The sequence below is a fragment of the Ramlibacter monticola genome, assembly GCF_016722785.1.
Lineage (GTDB): Bacteria > Pseudomonadota > Gammaproteobacteria > Burkholderiales > Burkholderiaceae_C > Ramlibacter > Ramlibacter monticola.
In genome coordinates, this window is sequence record NZ_JAEQNE010000008.1 from 23,691 (window position 1) to 49,831 (window position 26,141).

Here is a 26,141-nt window from a genome sequence, read left to right on the forward strand (position 1 = left end):
CTTGCCCTCACATGCGTCGATCACGCGAGAAGCCGCAGCGCTCGTGCAGCTCCTCCAGCGTGAAGGGGTAGTGCGTGCCGTCCCACTCGGTTGCCGTTGCGATCACTTGTTCTCGGATCAGCTCGCGCACCATCTGGGCGCCGTAGGAAAAGCCGTCGCCGCCGTGCGAAGCCCAGTTGTGGTCGGGCTCGGCGGAAAACACCTTGCGCTCCTCGTCGTAGCGAAAGCTCCAGCTTCGCAGCGCGTCGATGCCGCGCGAGCACGCCACCTCGTTGAAGCGGCAGTGCGGGATCACGATGCGCGCGGCGTTGATGCGGTCCTGCAAGCCCGAGCGCGGCACGATGGAGCAAGGCCAGGCGCGGGCGAACTGTTCGATCACCGTGTGCCTGGTCGCCATGGTCTTGGCACGCGCGTCGTGCGGCAGGTACACGTGCGCGATGTCGATGCCGTGTGCCTTGATGCGCGCGATCCACTCGGTGGCATCCAGCCCGGTGTCCTCGTCGTAGTTGATGAGGCTGAAGCCACCCTCGCCGAGCTGCCACCACCAGAACGCTGCGGCGTCGCGGTAGCCGAGGTCGCCGGAGAGCACCACGCGGGCACCTGGCTCCCAGGTTGCCTCGGGCGTGATGCGCCCCTGCTGCTGCGCCGCGCTCATGTAGCGGCCCACGATGGCGCCCACGTTGGCGACGCTGAAGTCGCAGTAGTACTCCTGGCGAATGAGCTCGTCGGGCATGTCCATCGCGCGTTCCAGTGCGATGTCCGCCTCGGTGAGCACGCCGGTGTCGGCGATGGTCATGACCGACACGAAGGCGCCTGGCAGGCGGCGTGCCACCTCCAGGGTCTTGTAGCCGTGGTTGTAGCCACGCGGGGTGTAAATGAAGGCGACGCTGCCGTTGTTCTCGCGCAGGATCGGGCGCACGTAGTCGTAGGCGCGCGGGTCGGTCAAGGCCCACTCGGAGAACGTCACGTGCACGGGGGAGGCGCCCACCAACGCGTCGAAACGATCCGCGCCCACGATCTGCACGATGGACCCGTTGGCGAGTTCCAGCTTCATCTCGTCCTCGTGCTTGCGGCGCACGAGCTGCGGCGGGAAGGTCTGCGCGATGAGGTTCTTGCCCTCGCTCGTGATGTTGTCCCAGACCACCTTGCGGCCTTGGCGCAGCGTGGGCAGGCAGTGCCAGTACAGGCCCACCCGCTGGAAGGCGTCCTTGCAGGCTTGCGCGAGCGCGGTGCGGTCCTTGCCGCCTCTACGGTGCATCACCCAGCAGGCAAACTTGCAGCCCGCGTCCATCGCGGCCATGTAGGGCATCTGGTAGTGCCGTGGCGTGAAGCCGCCGTCGATGGCGAGATCAAGGGGCATCGCGCACCTCGTCGATCACCTCGGCCAGCGGCGGCAGCAGCGTGCGCACCGTGGTGTCGATGTGCCCGGCCACCGGCGAGGAGATGACGCCGCGCACCGGCTGCGCGTTTTCGATCACCACCTTCTGCACGAAGATGTTGAAGCCGCCGGGGTTGGCAAGGTCGTCGCGCGAGACGAACTGCCCGCAAAAGCGCAGGAAGGTCGAGGCGTTCTTCGCCGCGACCTTCTTCAGGTACTCGACGCCACCCGCCTCGTGCAGCGCACGAGCGGCCATGCGGCGCATGCGCGCGTTGAGCTCCGCCAGGCTCACCTCGCCGTCCACGGCGTCGTCGTCCTCGGGCAGCTCGGGGTCGTTGGCGGGGGGCGCCGCCTTGGGCAGCGTGATGGCGCCGCGCTGCTTCTTCAGCCGCTCGCGATAGGCACGCTGGCGCTGCGCTGCGGTCCTCGGACCTTGCGCTTCGGCCATGCGTGCTCCAAAGAAAAAGCCCGCACGAGGCGGGCTTGAATGGCGATGCGGGGGGTCGCGCTGCGCGAAGGGAGGATGACCAACGAGGAGGAGGTTTCGCGCAGGGCTAGCCCCACGGGCCGGTTTGTACTACAGCAGTCCCTCGCCGATCAAGGCGGCTTCGATCAGCGCACGAGCTCGAGCGCAGAGACTTTGCGCGGTGTCGAACTCACCCTCGACCCCCAGGCACTCTGCGCGCGCGAGCTGCGCGATGGCGCGCTGCAGCTCCAGCGGCATCTTGACCACGTGCGCTTCGATGGTTCCCATCAAGAGTTCCTCCAGCTCGTCCTCGGGGCTGGCGGGCCCGCCGGGGCGCGCGTAGCCGCGCTCGGGCGAGTAGACCTTGCGCCAGCAGTGCCAGCGTGCCAGAAGGCCACCCAGGCGATGCAGCGGCGCCTGGCGCTCGGGCGCCAGGGTGCGCAGCAGCGCCGGGGTGGTGCGGTTCATTGCTTCAGGCCAGCGGCTTGGCCAGCACGCCGAAGACCTCGCGCAGCTCGTAGCAGGCTTCGCGCTGCATCTGGTCGAGCACCTTCTGGAGGCAGTCGGGATGCTCGGTCAGGCGCGCGCGCAGCTCCACTGCTTCGGCACGGTCCATCACCAGGCTCACCGCGATGGTCACCATCTCCTCGTCCCGCACGAGGCTCGCGGCGGCGCCCGAGGTGAGGAACCCCTGGCGCTCGCAGCGCGTGCGCGATGCCTGCTCCAGCGCCTGCGCCGCCGTCATGGCCTGCACGGCGGATTGCACGATGCCGGGCGACTTCTTGGCGAGGTCGACGCACAGCTCGCCGCCTCGGATCTCGCGCTGCTGCCACTGCTCGGAGTGGTACAGGCGCCAGCGCTCGATGCCGTGCAGGCGCGCGTTCTCCTCGCGCACCTTGTCCATGCCCTGCTGCACCGTCAGGCCCACGCCCATGCCGCCGCACATGCCCGCCGCGTCGTAGACGTTGTTGGGCTTCAGCGGCTTGCGGGTCTCGGTCCACCCCTCGGCGGGCGCGGGCACGGGCATGCCGTCCTCGGGCAGGCGGTAGGGGTACTCGCCCGGCGGCAGCACCGTGCCATCGGGCTGATGGTCGCCGTGCTCGAAAGCGCGGGCGACCTCGCGCCGCTCGGCTTCGCGCTGCTCCTGCGGGGTGGGCCCGTAGGTGTCGCGGTAGTGGCGAGCGAGCATGTCGCTCTGGATGGCGCCCACCACCGTGCGGTCGTTGCTGGAATCGTTCATTGCACGTTCTCCTTCGCGGGTTGGTCGGCGCGACGCTGCGCCAGGAACTCCTGCTTGGACCTTTCCAGATCCTCCCCCGTGAGCCCGCTCTCGTTGGCGACGCAAGCCATCGCGCGCGCCATCAGCACGTTGGTCGACTCCACCGTCATGTCCGCGTGGTCGCTCGCCTCGTGGTGGCCGTCCTTCCTGCCCGCCAGGTACGCCAGGTACAGCAGCGCCGGATCCACCTGGCCGAACACCGGCAGCACGGCGGCGACGTATGTCTGGAAGCGCGCGAAGCGCTCCTGCAGCGCGGACTCCTGCAGCATCGCCACCAGTTGCGCGGCCTCGCTCGGGCCACCCTCTTCGTGGGAAGAGTCCTTGTCGCGCTCGTTGCTCTTGTCGTCGCACATGATCGTCTGGCCTTTCACTGGTCTTCGGGGACACCGCAGATGAGGTGCATCCATGCCACGTACAGCGTGGCGCTGTTGCGAAACTCGCGCGGGTCGTCGCGCAGGTAGAAGCTCACCACGCCCGTGCCCCACTCGCCGAACTTGTTGCGCGGGGTCACCACCTCGCGCGAGATCCCCAGCTCCTCGTTGAACGCGGTGAGGATGCCCTTGCTCTCCAGCGTCAGGTGCATGCCAGGCTTCATCGGCTGCGCGCAGAACTCCTCGTAGGTGAGCTCGCCCATCACTAGGCACCTGCGACGGCGCGCAGCGCGCCGTCGCGCGCGGCCACGCGCACCTTCTTCGCAGGCGGGGGCGGCGGCGGCACGAGGCCGCGTTCGACCACGCTGCGCGCCCACTCCAGCACCGGCGCCGCGTCGGCGACCTGCACCTTCTTCAGGTTGGCATTGCGCGGATCGAACACCTTCACGCAGCGGGCGAACAGGTCCGGCGTGCTTTTGGAGCCGATGCGCCCGTCGATCTCCGCGTTGGCGAGTGCCTTGACCACCGGCGACATCGACGAGAAGTCGCGCCGCACGAGTGCCTGATACACCAGCTTGATGTAGTCGCGGTCGCGGCTGGTCTTCATCGCCAGGATCGCCGCCGCGCGCACCGGCGCCGAACTCCACGTGCGCTTGCGCGTCGGGCAGAACTCCATCAACTCGTTGAACTCGGGCATCAGCCACGCCACGATGGGATCGACGAACTGCGGGGTGCGGCCCGTGCGGCCATTCGCCAGCAGCATGCCCAGGAAACTGCCCACCTCCGACAGGTCGCGCCCGATGCGAAGCACATCCGCGATGCTGCGCGGCGAGCTCACCGTGTCCAGCACCGGGAACACCGTGTCCCGCGAGACGTCGCGCCACACGACGATCCTGCCCTCCCATCCGTCGGGCAGCAGGCTGATGGCCGTGAGCCGGTGCTGCCCGTCCATCAGGTTGCCGTCCTCGTCGAACGCGATGCCCTGAATCGAGGTCACGAACTCGCCGCGCCCAAACATCGCGTGGAACATCTCCACGTGCCCAACGCGCAACGGACGGTTGCCCACGTTGAGTTTCATCCACTCGCGCGCGATGCGCGGCGTCACCCGTTCGATGGTCTGCTTCATCACGCGGCCCTCCTCGCTTCAATGGCTTCGCTCACCTCGTCCAGCAGGTGCCTTTCCTCGTCGCTGAACTGACCGTTGGCAGCAGCAATCGCACGCAGCAGCAGCCGCGCGTACATGCAAAGCATCGAGGCGTCCATCCTCGCCGCCTCGGCGAGCTCGCGCTTGAGCCTCGCGGCCTTCTTCGGCGGCAGCGGGTTGCCCACCAGGCGCTTCTTGGTCTTGGCCGTGATTGGCATGCGGCCCGTGTGGGTCGCCACCGCTTCGGCCAGCGCCTTCTGCGTGGGCACATCACCCTTGGCCCGTGTCGTCGCGAAGTACTTGTCCACCGCTATCCCTCCCGCAGCAATTCGCTCGTAGTCGTTCGCGCAGCTCGTGCTGATGCCAGCCGCGTGCAATGCCTCCCTCTTCGTGACTTCTTCCGCGTGCGCGGAAGAAGTGCCACGACGCAGCCCCTGCACCTTGGGCAGCTCGCGCGTGATCTCGCCGATCCTTACCATCGCGCGCAGCTTGATCTCGGCCATGTCGCGCCGCGCCTTGCGGTCGTTCTTCTGCAGCGCGTACAGCTCCAGCGCCTTGGCCTTGTCGCGGATGTCCTTGACGTCGTCCACCCGCACGCAGTCCGCGAGAGCAACGCGAAACCTGTCGTAGTTCATCAAGTCGGTCCCCATCTCAGTTCCCCTCGTGCACGAGGTCGCCGGGCCTGGGCCCGGCGCCCGCGCGCAGTTGCGCGATCTCCTCGCTGGCATCGTCGATGGCAGCGGTGTACCCGGCCACCCACGTGAGCCTGTCGTAGCCGCCGCACTCGCGCTCGGCATAGCGCTGGCGCGCATCGAGCCGCTGCACGTGCTGGAAGCACTTCGCATAAACCGCATCGCTCATGTCTCGCTCTCCTTTCATTGCAGAACCTCGTCTGCGTCGTCGCTCTCGCACATCACCACCACCCCCCAGTTCCTGCTCCTCTCCTGCGCGTACACCCACCTGATGCGCTCATCCCCGTCATCGCACCCCAGCCACCGCGCCACCTCGTCCCTCGCCGCCTTCATCGCCCCGCGCAGGTTGTCGTCGTCCAACTTCCTGCCGTAAGGGCCCACCCGCTGCAGCAGCACCACGCACGGCACCGACGGCACCTCCTTCACGGTGTTCAGCACCATCCCCACCGCGAACCTCTCGCGCTTCACCCGCCTGGCTCGCGCCATGTGGTGCTCCCGCACGTTGGGCGCCGACACCGTGCGCAAGGGAATGCGCACCGCGATCACCGCGACCACCACAACGCCGGACGCATCAGCCCCAGCACCACCATCGCCACGAGGAACACCAGCGGGCCCGTCAGGACGCCCGCGATGTACGCCACCAGCAGCCACCAGGCACTCATCGAATGCCTCCTCGTGACGAAACAACTTTCGGGTGCGGGGACGGGTGGGGCCTACCTTTTCCCCGGCACCCCCCGCCGCCGGATCGACCCGCCCCTGCCCCTCGGCACGGCGCCCGGCACGGCCCGCAGCCAGGCCAGGCGGCCATCCCGCGCCAGGCACGCACGCAGGCCCGCAGCAGGCCCATGGCTGCACGATCACGATGCAGCCGACGTTGGGGTAGGGGTACAGCTCGCGCCCCTGCATGGGGTCGTTGCGGCTCCCAGGTCGCGACGCGAGCAGGAGGGTGGGATGTGCACCGGCATGTGCATCGGCTCGTGCGATGCAGAGCCAGGCCGCGCCAGGCTTGAAGACAAAGCGTCGTCCTACGGGTCATTGCGTGCCTCGCACCTTCGCGAGCAGCGCAGGACTGAGCAGCCCCTGCAAGGGGTCCGGCGCAGCCGCAGCAGTGGCGACAGGGCCAGCAGCAGCCGCGTCCCGGCGCCGCCCTTCGACCGTCGACAGCACGTAGGCGAACGTGCAGCGCGGCTGTCCACGCAGCTCTGCCACAACGTCGACCAGCTCCTGCTCGGCACCAGCGTCGACCAAGCGCATGAAGCCGGGATGCGATGGGTTCAGGCTCGGCAGTCCGGCGCCCTTCAGCCGCAACGCGACGGCGCCGTAGCGCGACCCGCCGGGCTGCGGGGTGACGCTCGCCGGACGCTCTCTCTCTGTGAGAGCTGTATTTGTATTTAGGTATTCCGCGTGCGCGCGCGAGGGCGTAACCCCGTGGGGTGACGTTGGGGTTACGGTTGGGGTTACGCCGCGATGCTCGTCGATGGCACGCTGCAGCTCGCGCAGTGAAGTGTGCTTGCGAGTGGCGATGCCCATGCGCTCGGCCTGATCGCGGAGCTCGTCGATGCGGCCACGGTAGCGTTGCATGCGCGCCGTCACCGTAACGTCGCCCGTAACACCTGCTGGGGTGACAGTTGGGGTTACGGGTGGGGTTACGTTGGGGTTACGCAGCTCTGCTGGTGCGAGCTCTGCATTGCGCGGCATACGCAAGAGCTGCAGGCCCGGCCTGCGACCCAGCTCGGTCACCACGAAGTGCTTGTCGAGCACGCTCTGGCAGAGCTCGCGGTCTGCGCGGCTGTAGGCGCCTGCGATGCCGCAGCACTGGTCGAAGTCGAGCGGCAGCATGCGCAGCAGGCGCATTGTGTGCACGGTGAGGGCGATGGTCATTGCGAGCTCACGGTCGGCGCCGCGCATGCGCTCCAGCGTGTCCAGGTTGAGGGTCACGTGGTGGTTCACGACAGGTGTCCATGGGCCCTCAGAACTTCCTCGGCGAGCTCGCGTGCGCGGCGGGACTTGCCTTCCGTGTTGGAGTGGATGCGCAGGGCCCAGGCGATGCCGTCGCTGCGGCGCGCGCCGTCGATGAATTCCTGCTGCAGGATGCGCAGGGCCGCGAGTGCTTCGCGCTTTTCGTGCGAGTGCACCTTCCGCGGCGACCACGCGAGCTGCGCCAGCTCGATCACGACGGGCCTCTGGTTGGCGAGGGCCCGCAACTGGCGCACGTTGGGCACGCTGTCGCCGGGGAGGTGCTCCAGCATGTAGCGCACGCTCGCCTCGGACAATCCCGCGAGCTCGGTGCCGAAGTGGGCGCGGATCTGCTCGTTGGCGTGCACGTAGCTGCCAAGGAACCGCTTGCCATACAGCAGCGACATCTTGAGCATCACGGCATCGAGCAGCGTCGCGTCGAGCGCGTCCATGTGCTGCCCCTACGCGGCCTGCTGCTCGTCTTCCTCGGCGACCTCGTCGCGCGGCGCGGGCACGGTCATGAGGTCGGCCATGGTCTGGTCGTCGACCTTCACGAACTCCACCTCCTGCCCGTGCGCCAGAGCCCACTCCTTGCGCACGAGCGCGGCGAGCACGCCGTCGACGACGCGCCGACTCGTGAGGTGGCCGAACTTGTCGGTCTGCCAGGCCGCCACGTTCTGCCTGCTGCAGCCCATGGCCTGCGCCGCCTTCGTGGGGCTGTTCCCCAGCACGTACACCGCATTGCGTTTCAACATCTCCGAGCCCCTACTTTTTTTTCAAGCGCAGAACCTTGCGCCGAAAAAAATGGCGATGCAATGGGCAACGTGTTCGCGCTCGCAACGGGACTTCGCATCTCATTGGAGAGCGGGACGATGCGGGACATCGCGCGGTAGTTCGCGGGACATGACCCACTGACGTCCCAACTTTTTCCGCCAGTGAATTTGCTCGGGACCAGTGCCTTTGCTTTTTGTCCCCAGGCTCTGGACCTCAATGCACTTTCCCTGCGCCAGCGGTGCTGCAATCGCGCGCCATGCACAACGACACCGCGCCGCTCACGAAGGCGCAGCAGCACGACGCGCTGTACTGGGAAGCCTTCATCGGATTGCACGCGGAGTTCCTGCGCGTGCTCGCGGACTCGCCCGCTGAGACGCTGGCCTGCCCGCACGAGGGGCCCGAGCTGGCGCTGGCGCGCGTGGTGTCGGAGCTCGTGCTCGCACAGGAAGGCGACCACCACACGCTGGCCGAACTGCTTCGCGTGGCGCACGGCGCCGCCGCGCGTGGCGACGCTCGTGCCCAAGGTGTCGTGGAGCATCTGGCGAACACCTACGCTGCGCACTTCGCCGCCGCGATGGACGAGGCGGGCGACTTCGCGAACACGCCGGTGGGAGCGTGCGAGTGATGGTCGCCTGCGAAGCCTCGGGCCGCGTGCGCGCGGCCTTTCGCGAGCTCGGGCACGACGCATGGTCCTCCGAGGACCGCTGGATGCTGTGCGCGCGCACCTACGAGGGTGTCGCCCAGGCGATGGCGCAGCAGTGGGGCTGCGAGTGCTGCGAGGAGGTGCAGTGATGGACATCGAAGTCTCGCGCGTGGTGTACGGCATGGAGTCGGACACCTACCGGGCCGCTCCCGGCTTCGCGCACTCGGACGGCAAGCGGCTGCGCCGCAGCCCGTGGCACTACAAGGCGCTCACGCTGCCGCGCGCGCCGGAGTTGGTGAAAGCGCCCGCCCCGCAGCAGGCCAGCGGGATCATGGCGCACGCGGCGACGCTGGAGCCGCACGAGTTCGACACGCGCTACGTGGTCGGGCCCGAGATCAACAAGAACACGAATGCGTGGAAGGCGTTCGCCGACGAATGCGTCGAGCGCAAGGTGGAGCCGATCACGCAGCAGCAGAGGGACACCGCATTCGCGATGGCGGCATCGGCGCTTGCGCTGCCAGACTTCGCCTCGGTGATCGAAGGCGCAGCGCGCGAGGTGTCCCTGTGGTGGAAGTGCCCGGCCACCGGCGTGCTGGTGAAGGCGCGCCCCGACGCGGTGAAGGTCTACCCACCAGGCATCCCGGTGATCGCGGACGAGGCGCATCCCATCGCGCCGGAGCGCCTGGCGCTCATACACGACAAGGGCTTCGCGATCCTCGCGGACTTGAAGACCACCGACGACGCGAGCCCCGAGGAGTTCGCCGCCAGCACGGCGCGCTACAGCTACCACACGCAGGCGGCCTGGTACAGCGAAGGCGTCGAGCGCGCGCTGAACGTGCCGGTGCTGTCGTTCTTGTTCTGCGTCGTCGAGCGCGAGTACCCGTATGCGGCGGCCACCTACACGCTGGACGACACCGCCATGCAGGTCGGCGCCGACTTGAACCGCGCCACGCGCGAGCTGTACGCGCAATGCCTGAAGGCCGACTCGTGGCCCGGCTATCCCCAGGACACGCGCGACCTCGCGCTGCCTGCCTGGTACATGAAACGCTACCTGATGGGACAACCCGTATGACCGAGATCGCCACCTTGCCAACGGCGCCCGCGCGCCCGCTCACGCTCGTGGAACGCACCGCTGCCGCCTTCGCGGTGGACCCCGAGAAACTGCTGCACACGCTGCGCATGACCTGCTTTCGCACCGGGCCCGACAAGCCGCAGGTCACCAACGAACAGATGATGGCGCTGCTGATCGTGCGCGAGCAGTACAACCTGAACCCGTTCACGAAAGAGCTCTTCGCCTTCGACGACAAGAGGGGCGGCATCATCCCCTACGTGTCGGTCGACGGTTGGTCGAGGATCGTCAACGAGCACGCGCAGTTCGACGGCATGGAGTTCGCGTGGGACGAGGCGCAGCAGGCCATGACCTGCATCATGTGGCGCAAGGACCGCAGCCATTCCACGGTGGTGACCGAGTACATGACCGAGTGCAAGCGAAACACCGAGCCGTGGACCAAGAGCCCGCGCAGGATGCTGCGGCACAAGAGCCTGATGCAGTGCGCGCGCCTGGCCTTCGGCTTCGCGGGCATCTATGACCGCGACGAGGCCGAAGTCATTCGCGACGGTGGCCTGGTGGCGCAGGCGCCGGTGGCCTCGACGCAGCGCTCGCACTTGAAGAGCGTGCTGGCTGCCGCGCGCGAACACTTCGCCGCGCCGATCACCGACGTCGAGGATGCGTCCCAGGCCGGCGACGACGACGGGCCTGGCGGCACGGTGGAGAGCCTCACGGCTGCAATCCTGGCAGCGCCGGATCGCGACGCCGCCACCGAGATCCTCGACCGGGCGCGCAGCATCCTGAGCGAGGACGATCTGAGCGAGTTGGCGGCGAACTTCTCCGCTGCCTGGGACAACGTGTGAAGGGGACTCTCGTGAACGACAAGGTCAAGACCCGCGTGTACCTCGTGGAGATCACGGGGCAGGCCCAGCCGCGCTTGGTGCGCGCCACCTTCCCGCACATCGCCGAGCGGCATGCCACCGCGCACATGGCGAGCGCGCGCCTGCCCACGCAGGATGAACTGATCGAATGCACGGTTGCGGGCATCAAGGTCGAAGACGCGCACGAAGAGGCCCGCCAGGCCGAGCTGCCAGTCACGTAGAAGCGCTTCACGTTTGTCAAGCTCTGCGTGGTCGCATTTCCCTAAGCCTCACCGGAATGGACGAGGCTGAGTTGTCCCGCGTTATCCCGCTGGGCAGCGGTGGTTACCACTGTGTTACCGAATAGTTGTGAGGCGCACGAACACAGCGCCTGCCACGGTTCAGTTATTTCCGGGTCGTACTGATGGACTCTCAGAAAATCCGTTTGTCACGTTGCGCCGCTGTCACAAGAATGCCTTCCGGCTGGGCGCCATAGTCCGTGCGCACCCGCTATTGACTAGCTACGTCAGCACGTAGAGAGGATGGCCATGGCAACCAGCGAGCGAGTCACGACGGGACGCAACCCGAAGCAGAGCAAGAAGAGCAAGGCAGTGGCCGCTGATGGTCAGTACATCACGCGCGCCAGGATGTTGATGGTGCCCGCTGACGACAACCGTGGGTACGGCGGCTTACGAGATCGCGCGGGCAGCCAAGCGCGTGCGCGTGCCACCGAGCAGAGGCTGCGCACGATGATGCATGTGATCGCGCGGGCGCTGCTGGCGAAGCAGCGCGCCGAGCTCGCCGTCGTGCGCGAGGACGCGGTCATGAAGCAGATCCCCGACGACATCCAGCGCGCCGCCGCCGACATCCTCAACACCGTTTTCATCGCTCCCGAAGAGCGGCGCGACTACGCGCCTCATTCCAATCGCACAGTGACCCTGCCAGGACGAACGCCCTGCGTCGTGCGCGCGAAGTTGCGCGCGAGCGGCGCCACATGGAAGCAGGCAGCACCGTCGCTGGACTCCATTACGAAGGCCATTGACCAAGTAGTGAGGGACCACGGTGTGCCACTAGGTCACTGAGACTCTCTTAGCTTGTCGCGACCACAAGTCGCGACACAAGGGAAGCTGGCGGCGCATTGAGGTGCCTCGCTGGCTTTGCTTTTTCTGCGCACGTGGCAATTGACTGTCACTGCAGGAGAGGTACGCCTTGGTGAATCTGGAATGTGTAGATCCTGGTCTAACTCTTTCTGGAGATGAACATGTCGCACTTCAATTCGGACAAGCAGCGTGCCTTGCAAGACATGCTGCAGAACATCAGGAAGGTGGTCGACGCCGACAGCGTGTTCGTGATGGTGATCGATCACGGGCAGTGCTACCGCGCGCACGAGGGCACGAGCTCGTTCGATGTGCTGCTGCAGGATTGGCTCGGCGCCGCGCAGCGTCACGTGGCGCAGCGCGATTTCGACAGGCGGGGCTAGTGATGGTGAAGCGAGCAGTTAGGAGGAACGACGACGACGCCTCCATGCCGCGCACGTGGCGGGAGGTACCCGTGGGCATGGAGATGACGCTGGTGGAGATCGGGCGGCTGACCTGCAAGTTCAAACCGAAGACGTACCACAACAACGGCAAGGGCTTTGATTGGCTGCGCGAGAGCGATCTGCCGCGCAGCGGGCGCAAGCTTCGCTGGAAGGCGGAATCGGTTCTCGCCGATTGGATCGCGGATCTGCGGCGCCGAGGGCACGAGGAGCACACGAGCGAGCTGCACATGCAACTGATGCGCCTCACCAGCAAGAGCAAGATGGGGATGGGGATGGGGATGGAGTTGGCGCAAGCGTTCGCCTCGCGGCCCCTCGGGATGCGCCGCACGCTGGAGGGAGGGACCGAGTTTTTCGTGCCTGGCCCCGCGTGCGACAACGTCAAGCCGCCGCCGCAGGAGGATCCCGACCACGATCCCGACAGATGAAGCACGGCGAAGAGAAGCGGCCCCATCGGGGCCGTTTCTTCGTGTGCGTGGCGCGTCACTTCTGAGGGGTCCAGTAGGCGAGGTGAGCCACGCGGACAGCGCGGCGCGCAGCGCGCGTACTCGCCCTGCGCCCGCAGTTCCTCCAGCCGCACGAACTGGTCGTCTGTCAGAGCCATGACTCAGACATCCGGGTGTTCGTTCGCCACGAAGATGACGGCAGTGCCGTGGTGGCTCACGCCCTGCACGCGCTTGACGGTGTCGGGCGTGGGCTGCTGGTCGGCAGGCAGCGTGTAGAAGGCTTCTTCGATGGCAGCGGCCATGGAGTAGCCCAGCATCTCCTCAAAGCGCGCGATAGCGGCCTTGCGGGTCTTGTAGTTGCGCGAGGTGGATCCACCGAGGTCGCGGGTCTTCACGGTGTAGGTCGTGGTTGTCATGGTCATGAGTCCACTGGATTGGTTTGGAAGCGGAACGCTTGCGCGTCCCAGGTTGGAACAATCAGGCGGCGAGCGCCAGGGGCTCGACTTGGTCGGTGAGCTCGCGCGAGTCGCGTAGGTCGTCGAGGTAGTTCGCCCAGGCCTGCATCGCGGCGAGGGATTCCTTGGGCAGGTCGAAGGAAGCGGCGGCCTGCACGAGCGCGTTGATGCGGTCACGGTCGTAGGAGGCGCCCATGCCGCCCGTGTTCGCGCGCTCCAGCATCGCCACCAGCCGGGCGGTACCGCCCAGCATCTCGCGCGCGTCGTCGTGGCCGATCACGGTTTCCAGCACGAGCGGCGGAACGCCCATGCGCTTCGCCATCGTGCGGAAGCAGGCGCGGGAGCCGTGAGGCGTGTGGTGCAGCGGGTTGATGTTCAGGTCGGCCTGCGCCTTGCGCTTCTCCTTCGACAGCGTGGCGAGATGCGCGGCCTCTTCGTGCGTGTGCTTGCCGAAGCCGAGCTGCACCAGGCGCTGGTTCATCTGGTACTCGCCCATGACGATGTTGCCCGCGCGCTCGCCGGGGAACAGGTAGTCCCCGGTGGTGGCGGCGCGCAGCTCGCGCACGAGCTCCACGGTCTGGCGCGACAGGTACACCACGTGGTCGGGGATCAGCCCGTCGCGCTTCTTCTGCTCGTGACCCTTCATGCCCTTGCCCTTGCCGTGCGGATCGACGGCGGGGATCGTCCACTTCGGGAAGGCGCCGTCGAGGTCGCTCATCTCATCGAAGCGGGCGAAGCGCACGTTGTCGTAGCGCTGCGCGGTCAGCAGCGTGAACTTCAGTGCGTTGCTCGGCACCACCGAGTACTGCTTGACACCGCTGGACTTGGGCAACGGGGCCCACAGGGCGCGCACCAGCACGGCGAGCTTGGAGTCTTCGGTGAGCGCGGCGCGGTGCTGGCGGCGGGGCGTCTTCGCCTTCAGCGAACCATCGTCGGCCTTCACCGGGCAGGCGTTCGTGCGCCACTTGCGCGGGCTCTTCGCGGCCCACGCGAACACCTTGCGGCAGTAGCCCTTCACCTTCCACGTGGTATGGGCGATACCGGCGGCGACCATTGCGTCCTCGACGGTCTGGATGTCGCACTCGTTGACGTCGTTCACGTGCTTGTCGCCGAACAGCGGAATGCAGTGCTTCACGAGCGCCTCGGCGATGCGCGCGAGGTGGCGCTGGCCGATGCCCATCGGGTTGGCGTCGATGTAGCCCAGCGTGCAGGCATGGAAGGACTGCGGCACGCACAAGTCCAACGTCCAGAGCTTCGCGTTGGGTTCCTTCTCGCGCAGCGCGGCGCGCTTCTCGGCGGCGGCGCCCTCGGCCTTCGCCTGCGCGGCCTTCTCCTTCGTTTCGGTGCGCTTCGCGGCGGCGGCGGCGTTGGGATCGAAGCTCTTGTCGTTCTTCGTGCGCAGCACCAGCGCGGCGCCCAGCTCGCGCGCCTTCTCCGGGGTGACGCTGGCCGCCGCCAGGCGACCGTTGCCGCCCAGGCGGCACTCGCCCACCGTGGCCTTTGTGGTGGTGGTCTTGCCGGGGCGCATGTACGCCTGGGCCCAGCGGCCCGTGCGGTCGCCAGCGGTAATCAGGTACAGCCCCTTGCCGTCGTGGATGTACTGCGGCTCGTCGGAGCGCAGCGCGGCGAGGAAGGTGTCTTCGGTCATCTGTTCGACGATCTTCGGCATGGCTGGGAGTCCTTTTGTTGCGCCGCTTCGCGCGCGGCTGAGTTACTGAAGGACTTCAGTCTGATGCACATCCTGGTGCACAAAAAGGGGGGACTTGAATGCAGAAAAGCCCGCTTGCTATGGGCAAGCGGGCTTGTCGGTTTTTGCCATTTTTCCCAATCGGGACAATGGGTTAGCGCTACTTAGGGGGTGGCATCAGGCCAGTCCTTTTGACCGAAGAAGGGGCGCAAACGCGGCCCTTTTTTCATCGGCTTCAGTTGCGGTCCCCCTTCACGACCTTCTTCGACTTCTTCTTGCCCTTGGCGGCCTTGGTGGAAGAGGACGTGCTGGCCGCCATCGTCGTCTCGCCACCGGCGGGCGCCGCACCGGCCGTGGCGCCGGAATTCATCGTGGCGGACGCGCCCGTGCCACCGGCCGCGGCGCCGGCGCCCATGCTGCCCTGCGTCGCCGCACCGCCGCCGCCCGGCGTGCCGGTCGATCCCATCGGGGTGTTCTGCGTGCTGCGCTGCCCCGCGCCGACGGCGGGGTCGGTGGCGGGCCGCGGAGGCGTGCCTTGCGCGAAGGCGAGGCTGAGGGTCGCCGCGGCGAGCGCGGCGGTCAGGATCTTGGGCGAGAACATGTGGAATCGCTCCTTTGAGATGGCTCGGGACCGGCGAGGCGCCGGTCCGGCCAAGATAAGGAGCCGCCGTTGAGGCAACGTCGGTCCGGCGCGCACGCCGGTGTCGGACGGTATCGGACGGCGTGGGACTAGCGCTGCTCCAGCGCGCGCACGAAGCCCTGCACGGTCCGCGTCTCCGGCAGCACGTAGACCACGCTGCGGGAGGCGCCGAGCACGCGCTGCACGACGTCCGTGTAGAAGGCCACGGGCACCACCACGCAGCCCCAGGACACGCGCATCTTCGCGGCCTGCGCGGTGGACAGGCGGCCCGCGCGGCCCGCGTAGGAGAAGCCGGGCCGCAGGCGGTGGATGGCGAAGGCGCTTTCGTAGTCGACCCAGATCACGTGCTCGCCCGTGCGGTTCTCGCCCGGCTGCGCCTCGAAGCGGCCCGCCGGCGTGGTGCGCTCGTCGGGCGGCACGTGCCCGCCCTGGGCATGGTCGCCGACCCCGGCCACGGTGTGATCGCCCGGCGCGCTTCCGAGCAGCGCCGGCGAATGACCGGCCAGGCGGCCGTCGCCATCGAACACGTAGAGGTGCGCGCTGCGCTTGTCGACGACCGCGTAGGGCCGGCCGCGGGCGTCACCGGTGCGCTGCACCCAGCCCACGAGGCTGCGCGCGTCTTCCGACGCACCGAGCTGCTGGAAGGTTTCGGTGGCCCAGCCGGCCGCCGGCGCGAGCGCCGCGACCACCACCCATGCCGTACTGCCGGCTGCCTTGCGCAGCCACCGGCGTGCATCCTCCATCCGGGTCCCCTGTCGCCGAGCCAGGAGGCTCAACAGGGGCGGATGCTATCAAGCGCGGCCGTGCGGCCGCAAGGACCTCAAGGTAAATGCGACGTGAACCCTCAGCGGGCCGGCTGGAGGGCCACCTTCTGCACCGGGTTGCCCTGGATCGCCTGCGGGGCGGCAGCCATCTGCGCGGGATCCGTGACGTCGTAGGCGCCGAACACCTGCTGCGGCGTCTTGACTTCCGGCAGCACGTAGATGACGGCGCCGAACTTCGTAACTGTGGGCTTCAGCACGTCCTCGTAGAAGGTCACCGGCAGGTTGATGCAGCCGAAGGAGATGCGGTTGTCGTCGGTGGTGAGCGTGGCCAGCCGCTCCAGCCGGCGCTCGCGCGCCACCAGCGGCCGGATGCGGTGCATGGACACCGCCGCGTCGTAATCGACCCAGACCACGTCCTCGTTGTTGGCGTTCATGCCCGGCTCGGCGACGAAACGGCCGGCCGGCGTGGTCTTCTCCTCGGGGCGCACCGCGGACAAGGGCTTGTCGCCGATGCCGGGGAAGGTGTCGTCGCCGCGGGCTTCACCGAGCAGGGCGGGCGCGCTGTCCTTCAGCCTGCCGTCGGGGGCGAAGACGTACACCCGCGCATCCTTCTTGTCGACCACCACGAAGGCATGGCGCTTGTTGTTGCGGGTGTGGACCACCCAGTTGGCCACCAGGCGCGCATCGGGCGAGGCCTGCTCGCCCGCGAAGTCCGCCAGCCGCAGGGCGGGAGCGGTGCCCGGTGCCGGCCTGGCATGCGGCGCCATGGCCACGGGGGGCCGCTGCTGCGCCTCCTGCTGCGTGTCGCGGCTCTTCTTGAGCGACAGCAGCGGCAAGGCCAGCATCACGGCCAGGCCGAGCAGCACGCCCTTGCGCATCCAGGCGACGAATTCGGATTGCTGCGCTTTCTTCTGTCCCGCTTCCTGCATGGTGCTTCTCTTCCTTCGAAGGAAGCGCCAGCTTAGGCAGGCTCCGCCGTGGCGCGCGTCCGGGGATCAAGGCACCCGGTGTAGGAGCACAGCGGGCACGGGCTGTACGTCAGGACGCTCCGGCGGCCGGCGCCCGCGCTTCCTCGCCCCACAGCGCGATCTGCAGGGCGGGATCCGCGCATTCGCAGCCGAGCGCGAGGTCGGGATCGTCCAGCACGGAGGCAGGCACCTCCAGGAACGGCGGCATGGCGGATGGGGCAGGAACGGACGGCTCCATTTCAGGCATGGCAACTCTCCCTCTTGTTGCAGAGCCATTGTTCCGGGGAGGCCGCGAGCTCCGTATCCGAAGAGCTCGCCAGACGACGTAGGAGCGGGCCTACAGCCTCAGGCGGGCAGCGCCGGCTTGCCCCGCATGCGGCGCGCGAGCGCATACACGGCGACGAGGAGGCCGCCCGCCACGATGCCCACCAGCGCCTCGAGCAGCATGGCGGCCGGAATCCGCATCCCGCCGGAGCGCGCCGCGGCTTCCTCGATGGCGTGGTGCAGCGGCGGAATGCCGTGCTCGAGGATGCTGCCGCCGACCAGGAACATGGCCGCCGTGCCGGCGACGGACAGGCCCTTCATCAACCAGGGGGCGGCGCGCACGATCCAGTTGCCCAGGGCGCGGGAGACGGCCCGAGGGCGGCGGCTCAGCCAGGCGCCCAGGTCGTCCAGCTTCACGATGCCGGCCACGAAGCCGTAGACACCGACGGTCATCGCGATCGCGATCGCGACCAGCACCGCGAGCCGGGTGACGAAGTCCTGGCCCGCCACCGTGCCCAGGGCGATCACGATGATCTCGGCGGACAGGATGAAATCGGTGCGGATGGCGCCGCGGATCTTCTCGCGCTCGTGCGCCACCAGGTCCACCTTCTCGTCGGCGACGGCGTGCTGCAGTTCCTGGTGGTGCGCCTCGTCCTCGGCGCGGCTGTGCAGCAGCCGGTGCGCCACCTTTTCGGCCGCCTCGAACGCGAGGTAGGCGCCGCCCAGCATCAGCAGCGGCGTCACGGCCCAGGGCGCGATCGCGCTGATCGCCAGCGCGGCCGGCACCAGGATGGCCTTGTTCAGGAGGGAGCCCTTGGCGACCGCCCAGACGACGGGCAGCTCGCGCTCGGCGCGGACGCCGCTGACCTGCTGCGCATTGAGCGCGAGGTCGTCGCCCAGAACGCCGGCGGTCTTCGTGGCCGCCACCTTGGTGAGTCCGGCGACGTCGTCGAGGATGCTGGCGATGTCGTCGAGGAGGGCGAGCAGGCTGGAGGCCATTCGGTGGGGGTCGTGGGCTAACCCCCCATTATGGGCAGCCCCCGGCCCGGCGGGGCCCGCGAACCGGGGCGCGCCCGCTTCAGTAGTTGCCCGTGCGGTACGGGCTGCGAGGCACGTACTTGTGCTCGCCGTCGGGAATCGGCTCCGCCTTGGGATCCGGCCGGGGCTGGGCCGCGTTGCTGCCCTCGCCTCCCGGGGCTTGCCGACGCCGGCCGCGTTGCGATTCCGCCTGCGGCTTCGGCTTGCTTGAACGTCGGTAGAGGTTCATGAAACCACCTTAGGAGTGCGCCCGCGCCTGAGTTGTAGGACGCTGCCCATGGCCATGTCCGATGGTCACCGACGGAACGGTACGTGCTCGCCCCGCCAACGATGGCATAGTGCCGGGCCATGCGGGGCACCATCCTTCTCCTGATCCTGCTCTGGTGTGCAGCCGCGGCGCGCGCGGGCGCACCGGTATTCGAGGACACGATCGCACAGCGGACGCTCGCCTGCACCGCCTGCCACGGCCGGCAGGGCCGGGCGGGCCCGGACGGCTACTACCCGCGCATCGCGGGCAAGCCGGCCGGCTACCTGTACAACCAGCTGCTGAATTTCCGCGACGGGCGGCGCCACTACGGCCTGATGGTCGGACTGCTGGACACCCTGTCGGACAGCTACCTTTACGAGATCGCCCAACACTTCGCCACCCTCGACGTGCCCTACCCGCCGCCGCAACCGGCCAGCGCCGCGCCCGACCTGCTGCAGCGCGGGCGCGAGATCGCGCTGCAGGGCGATGCCGAGCGCCGCGTGCCCGCCTGCGCTCGCTGCCACGGCAAGGCGCTCACCGGCGTGCAACCGAACCTGCCGGGGCTGCTGGGATTGCCTCGCGACTACCTGAATGCGCAGTTGGGCGCATGGCGGACCGGCCAGCGCCGCGCGCTCGCGCCCGACTGCATGGCCGAGATCGCCCGCCGGCTCTCGCCCGAAGACCTGTCGGCCGTCACCACTTTCCTCGCGGCCGAGCCCCTGCCGAAGGACCCGCACCCGGCCGCGGCGCCCGAGCCCGCGAAGGCGCCGGTGAAGAAGGGTCGCAGGGCGCCGCCGCCGCCGCCACCGGAGCCCCCGCCGCTGCGCTGCGGCTCCGCCGAGCCGCCCGCGGCAGGGGCGAGCCGATGATCCGGCGCGTGCTGTGGAGCCTGCTGGCGCTGGTGCTGGCCCTGGTGGCCTTCGTCTGGATGTTCAACTTCTGGGGCGGCACCGGACTGCACGGCAAGGCCCCGTCTGCGCCCCCCGCGCGCGAGCAGGTCGCGCGTGGCGCCTACCTGGCCCGCGTGGGCAACTGCATGCTGTGCCATACCGAGCGCGGCGGCGCCGCCTATGCGGGCGCACGCCCGATCGAGACCCCGTTCGGCACCGTGTACGCGAGCAACATCACGCCCGACGCCGAGACCGGCATCGGTGCCTGGTCGGCCGCGCACTTCCGACGGGCGCTGCACGAGGGCCGCTCGCGCGACGGCCACCTGCTCTATCCCGCCTTCCCGTACACGCACACGACGCGCATCACGGGCGCGGACGCCGACGCGCTGTTCGACTACCTGCGCAGCCTGCCGCCGGTCAACAAGCCCAATCGCCCGCACCGGCTGCGCTGGCCCTACAACACGCAGGCCGCGCTGGCGGTCTGGCGCACCCTCTACTTCCGGCCCGACCGCTACGAGGAGGACGCCGCGCGCACGCCCGAATGGAACCGCGGCGCCTACCTGGTGCAGGGGCTCGGGCACTGCGGCGCCTGCCATACGGCGCGCAATGCGCTGGGCGGCATGCGCGACGTGATGGACCTCTCGGGCGGCCTGATCCCCATGCAGAACTGGTATGCACCGTCCCTCGCGGCGACCGGCGAAGCGGGCGTGGCCGACTGGAAGGTGGAGGAGATCCAGCAGCTGCTGGCGGCCGGCGTGTCGCCGCGCGGCACGGTGCTCGGTCCGATGGCCGAAGTGGTGCTGCACAGCACGCAGTACCTGGAGCCGGCGGACCTGCGCGCCATCGCCGTGTACCTCAAGAGCCTGCCGCCGGTGCCGGGCGACTCCGATCCCCGCGAGGTGCCGCGCGCGGCGGCCAACGTCCTGGACCGCGGCGGCAAGATCTACGGCGACCGCTGCGCCGCCTGCCACGGCGAGCAGGGCCAGGGCGTGCGCGGCGCCTATCCGCCGCTGGCCGGCAACCGCGCGGTGACGCTGCCGGTCACCTCGAACCTGGTGCAGATCGTGCTGCATGGCGGCTTCCCGCCCGCCACGCGCGCGCACCCGCGGCCTTTCGGCATGCCGCCCTTCGCGCCGGTGCTGTCGGATGCCGACGTGGCGGCCGTCCTCACCTACATCCGTTCCTCCTGGAACAACAATGCGGCGCCCGTGACGGAACTGGCGGTTTCGCAGCAGCGCAGCAGCCGGCGCGAGTAGACAATCGCGGGATGTCCCTGCGACGCGTGCACCTGCCCCCGGAGGTTTCCGGCCAGCTCTGGCTCGGTTCCATGCCGGGGCGCTTCCAGCCCTGGTCGAGCTTCACCACCGAGGCGGAGCGCAGCGGCCTGGGCCTGGTCGTGTGCCTCACGCCGAAGCCGGAGCTGGCCGAGCTTTCGCCGGACTACCACGCGGCGCTCGCGCGCGGGCGGCTGCCGTTCCGGTGGCTGCACGTGCCGATGCGCAACTTCGGCCTGCCGGAGGACCCCCCGGCCTTCCGCCGCGACATCGGCGCGATCGCCGACACGATCCGCGAGGGCAAGGCGGTGCTGCTGCACTGCGCCGCCGGCCTGGGCCGCACCGGCACCGCCGCCGCATGCGTCCTCAAGGCCCTGGGCCTCGGCTCGGCCGAAGCGCTGCAGCGGGTGCGCGACGCGGGCTCGAACCCGCAGAACGCGGAGCAGTCGGGCCTGGTGGACTGGTTCTGACGGTCACTCCGGCATCCGAGCGCCTACCCGGCGAACGGATTCGCGAACACGAACATCATCGCCACCCCCACGCCGATCAGGAAGTTGGCGTCGATCAGGCCGGCGAGCAGGAACATCTTGGTTTGCAGCTCGTTCATCAGCTCGGGCTGGCGCACGGCGCCCTCGATGAAGCGGCCGCCCATGGTGCCTATGCCCAGGCAGGCGCCGATGGCGCCCAGGCCGATGATCAGGCCGCACGCGATGGCCACGAGGCCGGTGTCTGTCATGGCGGACATCCTTTCTCCTTGGATGCCCCCATGCTGCCGGCACGGCGTCAGGGCGTCGATGACCCCGGAGGTAATGGCGCGATGCGCTGGTCCGCCACCGCCGCCAGTTCACGCGCATTCACGAGTTCCGGCGCGAGCTCGGCCAAGGGCAGCAACACGAAGGCCCGCTCGCGCAGGCGCGGATGCGGCACCGTCAGCGCGGCGCTGGCGATGCGCGCCGACCCGTACAGGAGCAGGTCGAGGTCCAGCGTGCGCGGCGCATTGCGATAGGGGCGCTCGCGCCCGGCGGCGAGTTCCAGGGACTGCAGCGCCCGCAGGAGATCCGGCGCCGGCAGCGTGGTTTCGAGCTGCGCCACCGCGTTGACGTAGTCGGGGCCGCCGGCGTCGACCGGCGCGCTGCGATAGAAGCGCGAGCTGCGCACCTGCCGCACCCCCGGCAGCGCGGCGAGGCCGGCCAGCGCCGCGCGCAGGGCCGCCTCGGCGTCGCCGAGGTTGGCGCCCAGGCCGACGAAGGCCGTCACCGGTTCGCGCATTGGCGCGCTATTCGGCCGGCCCGGTCCCGCTGCCCTCGGAGGGCGCGCCGGCACCCTGCCCCGCGGGCTTGCGGCGCCGGCGGCGGCGCTTGCGCGGCGCCTCGCCGTCCCCCGCTTCGGCCGGTGCCGCCGCCCCTTCCGCGGCGCGCGGGGTGCGCTCGCGCGGCTCCGGCGCCTCGGCGGCGCCTTCCTCGCCCCGCTTGCGCGGCGCGCGCGTGCGGCGCTGCCGGTGCATTTCGTCGCGCAGCGCCTCGACCAGGTCCTCGCGCACCGCGTCGCTCGCCTGGCTGAATTCCTGCCACCAGTCGGCCAGCGTGACGTCGACCTCGCCGACGTCGGCGCGCAGGCGCATGAAATCGAAGCCGGCCCGGAAGCGCGGCTGCTCCGCGAGGCTGAAGGGCGTGTGGCCGCTGCGCTTCTCGAAACGCGGCTGCATCATCCAGATCTCGCGCATGTCCGACCCCAGCCTGCCGCGGCCTGAGATGTCGCCGATGCGGGCGTCGAACACCTCGTCGATCGCGTTCTGCAGCGCCGGGAAGGGATGCTCCTTGTGCGCGATGCGCTGCGCCCAGCCATCGCGCACGTCGGCCCACAGCACGCACGCCAGCAGGAAGCTGGGAGCGACCGGCTTGTCCTCGTTGACGCGGCGGTCGGTGTCCTGCAGCGCGGCGCGCACGAAAGGCTGCTCCGCGCGTTCGACCACCAGGTCCAGCAGCGGGTAGATGCCGCTGGCCATGCCCAGGTGCTTCAGCTGCTCGATGGTCGCCAGCGAATGGCCGGTCTGCAGCAGCTTCAGCATCTCGTCGAACAGGCGGCTCTGCGGCACCTCGGCCAGCAGCGGCAGCGAGGGATGCAGCGGCGTGCGCGTCTTGGGATCGAACTTGAAGCCGAGGCCGGCGAGCTTGGCCGCGAAGCGCACCGCGCGGATGATGCGCACCGGGTCCTCGCGGTAGCGCGTGGGCGGGTCGCCGATCATGCGCAGCAAGCGCTTCTTGGCGTCCGCGATGCCGCCGTGGTAGTCCACCACGATCCGGGTCTCCGGGTCGTAGTACATGGCGTTGATGGTGAAGTCGCGCCGGGCCGCGTCTTCCTCCTGCGGGCCCCAGACGTTGTCGCGCAGCACGCGGCCGGAGGCATCCACCGCGTGGTGCATGCCGGCGAGTTCCGCCTTGCTGGTGCGCTCGTTGCCGTTGACGGCCTCGGCCTGCGCCGCCTCGAGGTAGGCGCGGAAGGTGGAGACCTCGATCACCTCGTGCTCGCGCCCGCGGCCGAACACCACGTGCACGATGCGGAAGCGCCGCCCGATGATGAAGGCGCGCCGGAACTGCGCCTTCACCTCCTCCGGCGTGGCGTTGGTGGCCACGTCGAAGTCCTTGGGGCGCAGGCCGAGGAGCAGGTCGCGCACCGCGCCGCCCACGATGTAGGCCTCGAAGCCCGCTTCCTTCAGGGCATGGACGACGCTCAGCGCCCGGTCGTCCACGAGGGTCGGGTCGATGCCGTGCTGGTCGGGGCCGACCTCCTGGCGCTTGCCGAATCTCGGTTTGCGGCCGCTGGCGCCGGCGATCAGCTTGTCGATGAACTTCTTGATCATTCTCTTTCGAAGAGGTCGAGTATGCGCCAGCCGCGCTCCAGGGCGATGGTGCGCAGGCGGGCGTCCGGATTGGTGGCCACCGGGTGGTCCACATGCTCCAGCAGGGGGAGGTCGTTCAGGGAGTCGGAATAGAAGGTGGATTCCACGTCGAGCCAGTCCAGCCCCCGGCCGGCCAGCCACTTCGTGACGCGCACCACCTTGCCCTCCCGCATGGAGGGCACGCCGGCGATCTCGCCGGTGATCCAGCCGGAGGCGTCGCGTTCCAGCTCGACGGCGATCAGCTCGGGCACGCCGAAGGCGGCCGCGATCGGGCGGGTCACCAGCTCGTTGGTCGCCGTGACGATCGCCACCAGGTCGCCCGCCTGCTGGTGGGCGCGCACCAGGTCCAGCGCGGCTGCGCGCAGGCGCGGAGCGATCCATTCGTCCATGAAGCGCGCATGGGCCTCGCGGTAGGCCTCGGGGCCGCGCTCGCGCAGCGCCTCCACGGCGAAGCGCACGTAGTCGTGCACGTCCAGCGTGCCCGCCACGTAGTGGGCATAGAACTCGTCGTTGCGGCGCTTGAACTCCACCGGGTCGGTCCAGCCGATCTGCTGGGTGAATTCGCCCCAGGTGTAGTCGGAGTCGATCGGCAGCAGGGTGTGGTCGAGATCGAACAGCGCGATTCTCTTCTTGGGGGGACTCACTCGCTCTCCAGCATGGCCCGGATCAGGGGGATGGTGATGGCGCGCTGCGCCTGCAGCGCATAGGCGTCGAGGTGCTCCAGCAGTTGCAGGAGGCTGCCCAGGTCGCGCGAGAAGCGGTGCAGGATGAAGTCCATCACCTCGTCGCTCAGGAAGACGCCGCGCTCGTCGGCGGCCTGGCGCAGCACGGCGCGGCGCTCGGGCTCGGACAGCACGTGCAGCTCGAAGATGTGGCCCCAGCCCAGGCGGGTGCGCAAGTCCTCGCGCAACTTCAGGTGCGTCGGGGCCGCCGCGCCAGCCGCCAGCACGCCGCGCTGCAGCGCCTGGGCCTGCACGAACCAGCTGAAGGCGGCGTGCTGCTGGACGGCGCCGTAGCGGTGCACGTCGTCCAGCAGGACGGCGGCCCAGCGTTCGTCGAACGGCGGCGGCTCCGCGATCGCCGGATCCAGCCAGCCCACCCGGGCGCCCTGCTCGCGCAGGCTCTCCTGCACCGCCTTCAGCAGGTGGGTCTTGCCGCTGCCGGCCGGGCCCCAGAGGTAGGTCGGCACGGGCGAGCGCGTCGGGCTGCCGACCCACAGCTGCAGGTGCTTCCAGGCCGCTTCGTTGGGCCCGGCCAGGAAGCTGGCGAGGCTGGGCGCGCGGGCGAGGCCGATGTCGAGGGGGAGCTGCTTCATCGCTTAGCTGTGGTAGAGCTTGCTGGCGAAATAACCGCTGCGCATGCGGCGGATCGCCACCAGCAGCACCGCGCTGGCGGGCAGCGCCACCAGCACCCCGACGAAGCCGAACAGCTGCGCGAAGGCGAGCAGCGCGAAGATCACCGCCAGCGGATGCAGCCCGATGCGCTCGCCCACCAGCCGGGGGGTGAGGAACAGGCCTTCGATCACCTGGCCGGAGCCGTACACCACCCCTACCATCAGGAAGGCCTCGCCCGACCCGAACTGCAGCAGCCCGGCCAGCAGCGCCAGGATCAGGCCGATGCCGAAGCCGACGTAGGGCACGAACATCGCCAGCCCGGTGAAGACCCCGATCGGCAGCGCCAGCTCCAGCCCGAACAGCGCCAGGCCGGCGCTGTAGAAGGTCGCCATGACGACCATCACCAGCAGCTGGCCGCGCAGGTACTGGCCCAGCACCTCGTCGCATTCGGAGGTGAAGGACTCGACGCCAGGGCGCATCCGCGGCGGCACCAGCTCGGCCACCCGGACGACCAGGCGTTTCCAGTCCAGCAGCAGGTAGAACAGCGCCACCGGCACCAGCACCGCGTTGCCCACCACCGCCAGGGCGACGCTGCCGCCGATCTTCACCGAGGACCAGACCGAGCCGAAGCTGCCGCTCCAGTTGGACTGCAGGTAGTCCACCAGCTGCGCGCGCAGGCTGTCCAGGTCGAGCGAGATCCGCACGCCGAATTGCGCCAGCCAGGGCGACAGGTTCACGTGCAGGCGGTCGAACAGCCCCGGGATCTGCTCGCGCATCAGGGGCACCTCCTTCACCAGCACCGGCACCACCAGCAGCACCAGGCACAGGATCACCACGATCACCAGCAGTTCGACCACGATCACCGCCAGGAGCCGGGGCACGCGGCCCTGCCACACGGCGTCGAGCCGGTCGACCAGCGGCGTCAGCGCGTAGGCGAGCACCGCGGCGATCAGGAAGGGCGTGAGCACCGGCCCGAGCGCGCGCAGGGCCAGCAAGGCCAGGACGGCCATGGTCGCCCAGGCCGCGGCCCGCTTCTGCGTGGGGGTGAATTGCATGCGTGTTGGCCCGGCCCGAGGGCCCGATGACA

General features: G+C 69.1%; 38 protein-coding genes. 11 read left to right on the top strand and 27 right to left on the bottom strand.

Annotation, left to right across the window (positions count from 1 at the left end):
* Positions 1-7: 7 nt before the first annotated feature.
* The 13 genes from JJ685_RS24445 to JJ685_RS24505 form a co-directional block, all read right to left on the bottom strand.
* The gene (locus JJ685_RS24445; protein ID WP_201676988.1) at positions 8-1,360 is read right to left on the bottom strand and encodes a hypothetical protein; all 1,353 of its coding nucleotides are present in this window, start codon (positions 1,358-1,360) and stop codon (positions 8-10) included.
* Complete coding sequence (locus tag JJ685_RS24450) at positions 1,350-1,826, bottom strand: hypothetical protein (RefSeq protein ID WP_201676989.1); 477 nt, start codon at positions 1,824-1,826, stop codon at positions 1,350-1,352. The genes JJ685_RS24445 and JJ685_RS24450 overlap by 11 nt, the downstream gene beginning before the upstream one ends.
* A 129-nt stretch (positions 1,827-1,955) precedes the next feature.
* Complete coding sequence (locus JJ685_RS24455; RefSeq protein ID WP_201676990.1) at positions 1,956-2,312, bottom strand: hypothetical protein; 357 nt, start codon at positions 2,310-2,312, stop codon at positions 1,956-1,958.
* A 4-nt stretch (positions 2,313-2,316) separates the two neighbouring features.
* The gene (locus tag JJ685_RS24460) at positions 2,317-3,084 is read right to left on the bottom strand and encodes a hypothetical protein (protein ID WP_201676991.1); all 768 of its coding nucleotides are present in this window, start codon (positions 3,082-3,084) and stop codon (positions 2,317-2,319) included.
* Positions 3,081-3,494: a hypothetical protein gene (locus tag JJ685_RS24465; protein WP_201676992.1), complete on the bottom strand. Its 414-nt coding sequence runs from the start codon at positions 3,492-3,494 to the stop codon at positions 3,081-3,083. The genes JJ685_RS24460 and JJ685_RS24465 overlap by 4 nt, the downstream gene beginning before the upstream one ends.
* Positions 3,491-3,757, bottom strand: a complete 267-nt coding sequence (locus JJ685_RS24470; RefSeq protein ID WP_201676993.1) for a hypothetical protein — start codon at positions 3,755-3,757, stop codon at positions 3,491-3,493. The genes JJ685_RS24465 and JJ685_RS24470 overlap by 4 nt, the downstream gene beginning before the upstream one ends.
* A 2-nt stretch (positions 3,758-3,759) precedes the next feature.
* Entirely contained in the window at positions 3,760-4,620 is an 861-nt protein-coding gene (locus JJ685_RS24475; protein ID WP_201676994.1) for a hypothetical protein, read from the bottom strand.
* Positions 4,620-5,276, bottom strand: coding sequence for a hypothetical protein (locus JJ685_RS24480; RefSeq protein ID WP_201676995.1), 657 nt, complete (start codon positions 5,274-5,276; stop codon positions 4,620-4,622). Before JJ685_RS24480 ends, JJ685_RS24475 begins: the two co-directional genes overlap by 1 nt.
* Before the next feature lie 13 nt (positions 5,277-5,289).
* A complete protein-coding gene (locus JJ685_RS24485; RefSeq protein WP_201676996.1) occupies positions 5,290-5,499 on the bottom strand; it encodes a hypothetical protein in 210 nt (69 codons plus the stop codon).
* Between the two features lie 14 nt (positions 5,500-5,513).
* A complete protein-coding gene (locus JJ685_RS24490; RefSeq protein ID WP_201676997.1) occupies positions 5,514-5,885 on the bottom strand; it encodes a hypothetical protein in 372 nt (123 codons plus the stop codon).
* Positions 5,886-6,362: 477 nt separating this feature from the next.
* Positions 6,363-7,280, bottom strand: coding sequence for a hypothetical protein (locus tag JJ685_RS24495; RefSeq protein ID WP_201676998.1), 918 nt, complete (start codon positions 7,278-7,280; stop codon positions 6,363-6,365).
* Positions 7,277-7,738: a hypothetical protein gene (locus JJ685_RS24500; RefSeq protein ID WP_201676999.1), complete on the bottom strand. Its 462-nt coding sequence runs from the start codon at positions 7,736-7,738 to the stop codon at positions 7,277-7,279. Before JJ685_RS24500 ends, JJ685_RS24495 begins: the two co-directional genes overlap by 4 nt.
* 9 nt (positions 7,739-7,747) lie before the next feature.
* A complete protein-coding gene (locus JJ685_RS24505) occupies positions 7,748-8,041 on the bottom strand; it encodes a hypothetical protein (RefSeq protein WP_201677000.1) in 294 nt (97 codons plus the stop codon).
* 275 nt (positions 8,042-8,316) lie between these two features.
* Here JJ685_RS24505 and JJ685_RS24510 point away from each other — a divergent pair, with 275 nt between their 5' ends.
* The 8 genes from JJ685_RS24510 (at position 8,317) to JJ685_RS24545 (ending at position 12,576) form a co-directional block, all read left to right on the top strand.
* A complete protein-coding gene (locus JJ685_RS24510) occupies positions 8,317-8,685 on the top strand; it encodes a hypothetical protein (protein ID WP_201677001.1) in 369 nt (122 codons plus the stop codon).
* Positions 8,682-8,852: a hypothetical protein gene (locus tag JJ685_RS24515; RefSeq protein WP_201677002.1), complete on the top strand. Its 171-nt coding sequence runs from the start codon at positions 8,682-8,684 to the stop codon at positions 8,850-8,852. The genes JJ685_RS24510 and JJ685_RS24515 overlap by 4 nt, the downstream gene beginning before the upstream one ends.
* Entirely contained in the window at positions 8,852-9,775 is a 924-nt protein-coding gene (locus JJ685_RS24520) for a PD-(D/E)XK nuclease-like domain-containing protein (RefSeq protein WP_201677003.1), read from the top strand. The genes JJ685_RS24515 and JJ685_RS24520 overlap by 1 nt, the downstream gene beginning before the upstream one ends.
* Positions 9,772-10,614, top strand: coding sequence for a phage recombination protein Bet (gene bet, locus JJ685_RS30330; RefSeq protein ID WP_201677004.1), 843 nt, complete (start codon positions 9,772-9,774; stop codon positions 10,612-10,614). Before JJ685_RS24520 ends, bet begins: the two co-directional genes overlap by 4 nt.
* Before the next feature lie 11 nt (positions 10,615-10,625).
* Positions 10,626-10,853 (top strand): hypothetical protein, encoded by a 228-nt coding sequence (locus tag JJ685_RS24530; RefSeq protein ID WP_201677005.1) that lies wholly within the window; start codon positions 10,626-10,628, stop codon positions 10,851-10,853.
* Positions 10,854-11,159: 306 nt separating this feature from the next.
* Positions 11,160-11,693, top strand: a complete 534-nt coding sequence (locus tag JJ685_RS24535; RefSeq protein ID WP_201677006.1) for a hypothetical protein — start codon at positions 11,160-11,162, stop codon at positions 11,691-11,693.
* Between the two features lie 179 nt (positions 11,694-11,872).
* Positions 11,873-12,091 carry a hypothetical protein gene (locus tag JJ685_RS24540; protein WP_201677007.1) on the top strand — a complete coding sequence of 73 codons (219 nt, stop codon included), beginning with the start codon at positions 11,873-11,875 and terminating at the stop codon, positions 12,089-12,091.
* Positions 12,092-12,168: 77 nt separating this feature from the next.
* Positions 12,169-12,576 carry a hypothetical protein gene (locus JJ685_RS24545; RefSeq protein ID WP_201677008.1) on the top strand — a complete coding sequence of 136 codons (408 nt, stop codon included), beginning with the start codon at positions 12,169-12,171 and terminating at the stop codon, positions 12,574-12,576.
* 179 nt (positions 12,577-12,755) lie between these two features.
* Here JJ685_RS24545 and JJ685_RS24550 read toward each other — a convergent pair whose 3' ends face one another.
* The 8 genes from JJ685_RS24550 to JJ685_RS24585 form a co-directional block, all read right to left on the bottom strand.
* The gene (locus JJ685_RS24550) at positions 12,756-13,010 is read right to left on the bottom strand and encodes a MerR family transcriptional regulator (RefSeq protein WP_201677009.1); all 255 of its coding nucleotides are present in this window, start codon (positions 13,008-13,010) and stop codon (positions 12,756-12,758) included.
* A 61-nt stretch (positions 13,011-13,071) separates the two neighbouring features.
* Complete coding sequence (locus JJ685_RS24555; RefSeq protein ID WP_201677010.1) at positions 13,072-14,718, bottom strand: tyrosine-type recombinase/integrase; 1,647 nt, start codon at positions 14,716-14,718, stop codon at positions 13,072-13,074.
* A 253-nt stretch (positions 14,719-14,971) separates the two neighbouring features.
* On the bottom strand, positions 14,972-15,337 hold the full coding sequence (locus JJ685_RS24560; RefSeq protein WP_201677011.1) for a hypothetical protein: 366 nt from the start codon (positions 15,335-15,337) through the stop codon (positions 14,972-14,974).
* A gap of 128 nt (positions 15,338-15,465) precedes the next feature.
* Complete coding sequence (locus JJ685_RS24565) at positions 15,466-16,119, bottom strand: L,D-transpeptidase (RefSeq protein WP_201677012.1); 654 nt, start codon at positions 16,117-16,119, stop codon at positions 15,466-15,468.
* Between the two features lie 101 nt (positions 16,120-16,220).
* Positions 16,221-17,069, bottom strand: coding sequence for a hypothetical protein (locus JJ685_RS24570; RefSeq protein ID WP_201677013.1), 849 nt, complete (start codon positions 17,067-17,069; stop codon positions 16,221-16,223).
* A 109-nt stretch (positions 17,070-17,178) separates the two neighbouring features.
* Entirely contained in the window at positions 17,179-17,316 is a 138-nt protein-coding gene (locus JJ685_RS24575) for a hypothetical protein (RefSeq protein ID WP_201677014.1), read from the bottom strand.
* Positions 17,317-17,453: 137 nt separating this feature from the next.
* Complete coding sequence (locus JJ685_RS24580; protein WP_201677015.1) at positions 17,454-18,371, bottom strand: DUF808 domain-containing protein; 918 nt, start codon at positions 18,369-18,371, stop codon at positions 17,454-17,456.
* Between the two features lie 79 nt (positions 18,372-18,450).
* On the bottom strand, positions 18,451-18,639 hold the full coding sequence (locus tag JJ685_RS24585; RefSeq protein WP_201677016.1) for a hypothetical protein: 189 nt from the start codon (positions 18,637-18,639) through the stop codon (positions 18,451-18,453).
* 119 nt (positions 18,640-18,758) lie between these two features.
* On the opposite strand from JJ685_RS24585, the gene JJ685_RS24590 reads away from it, so the two are divergent.
* Genes JJ685_RS24590 through JJ685_RS24600 form a run of 3 tightly spaced genes read left to right on the top strand, consistent with a single transcriptional unit; the run spans position 18,759 to position 21,291 of the window.
* Complete coding sequence (locus tag JJ685_RS24590; RefSeq protein WP_236599254.1) at positions 18,759-19,526, top strand: c-type cytochrome; 768 nt, start codon at positions 18,759-18,761, stop codon at positions 19,524-19,526.
* Positions 19,523-20,803, top strand: coding sequence for a c-type cytochrome (locus JJ685_RS24595; protein ID WP_201677017.1), 1,281 nt, complete (start codon positions 19,523-19,525; stop codon positions 20,801-20,803). The genes JJ685_RS24590 and JJ685_RS24595 overlap by 4 nt, the downstream gene beginning before the upstream one ends.
* 11 nt (positions 20,804-20,814) lie before the next feature.
* Complete coding sequence (locus JJ685_RS24600; protein WP_201677018.1) at positions 20,815-21,291, top strand: protein-tyrosine phosphatase family protein; 477 nt, start codon at positions 20,815-20,817, stop codon at positions 21,289-21,291.
* Positions 21,292-21,314: 23 nt separating this feature from the next.
* Here JJ685_RS24600 and atpE read toward each other — a convergent pair whose 3' ends face one another.
* Genes atpE through JJ685_RS24630 form a run of 6 tightly spaced genes read right to left on the bottom strand, consistent with a single transcriptional unit; the run spans position 21,315 to position 26,109 of the window.
* Positions 21,315-21,557, bottom strand: a complete 243-nt coding sequence (gene atpE / locus JJ685_RS24605) for a F0F1 ATP synthase subunit C (protein ID WP_201677261.1) — start codon at positions 21,555-21,557, stop codon at positions 21,315-21,317.
* Between the two features lie 47 nt (positions 21,558-21,604).
* Positions 21,605-22,090, bottom strand: coding sequence for a 2-amino-4-hydroxy-6-hydroxymethyldihydropteridine diphosphokinase (gene folK / locus JJ685_RS24610; RefSeq protein ID WP_201677019.1), 486 nt, complete (start codon positions 22,088-22,090; stop codon positions 21,605-21,607).
* A 7-nt stretch (positions 22,091-22,097) separates the two neighbouring features.
* The gene (pcnB, locus tag JJ685_RS24615; protein ID WP_201677020.1) at positions 22,098-23,681 is read right to left on the bottom strand and encodes a polynucleotide adenylyltransferase PcnB; all 1,584 of its coding nucleotides are present in this window, start codon (positions 23,679-23,681) and stop codon (positions 22,098-22,100) included.
* Positions 23,678-24,364, bottom strand: coding sequence for an HAD family hydrolase (locus JJ685_RS24620; protein ID WP_330901835.1), 687 nt, complete (start codon positions 24,362-24,364; stop codon positions 23,678-23,680). The genes pcnB and JJ685_RS24620 overlap by 4 nt, the downstream gene beginning before the upstream one ends.
* Positions 24,361-25,035 carry a DnaA regulatory inactivator Hda gene (gene hda, locus JJ685_RS24625; protein WP_201677021.1) on the bottom strand — a complete coding sequence of 225 codons (675 nt, stop codon included), beginning with the start codon at positions 25,033-25,035 and terminating at the stop codon, positions 24,361-24,363. The genes JJ685_RS24620 and hda overlap by 4 nt, the downstream gene beginning before the upstream one ends.
* A gap of 3 nt (positions 25,036-25,038) precedes the next feature.
* Entirely contained in the window at positions 25,039-26,109 is a 1,071-nt protein-coding gene (locus JJ685_RS24630; RefSeq protein ID WP_201677022.1) for an AI-2E family transporter, read from the bottom strand.
* Between the last annotated feature and the right edge of the window lie 32 nt (positions 26,110-26,141).